We start from the raw sequence: 290 nt of genomic DNA, 5'->3' as shown, positions 1-290 counted from the left end.
TTGGTCGTCAGCAGATGCGCCTCCGCGACTTTCACGCTGGCTTCTGCAATTTCACGGGCCGAAATAGCGTTATCGAGATTCTGTTGCGAAACAACATTGCGCGCTTTCAATTCCTGCTGGCGGTCAAATTCCCGCTGAGCAGACCTAAGCGCGGCATGGGCCTGCGCGAGTAGCGCTTCAGACGACGCTTTTTGAGCTTCATACGAAGATGCCTCAATGCGATAAAGTAGATCACCCTTGGCAACCGGACGCCCCTCAACATAAAGGCGTTCGCGGATAATGCCATTCAC

Annotated in this window: 1 protein-coding gene; it reads right to left on the bottom strand. The window is 53.8% G+C overall.

Annotated elements, in window-relative coordinates:
* The coding region (locus AB9F27_RS22175) for a biotin/lipoyl-binding protein (protein WP_369758242.1) at positions 1-290 on the bottom strand (290 nt) is incomplete at both ends.

Source organism: Falsihalocynthiibacter sp. CO-5D18 (genome assembly GCF_041205445.1).
GTDB classification, from domain to species: Bacteria; Pseudomonadota; Alphaproteobacteria; order Rhodobacterales; family Rhodobacteraceae; genus Falsihalocynthiibacter; species Falsihalocynthiibacter arcticus.
Note: the sequence above shows the minus strand (reverse complement) of the source record. Positions and strands in the feature narration are given on the sequence as shown.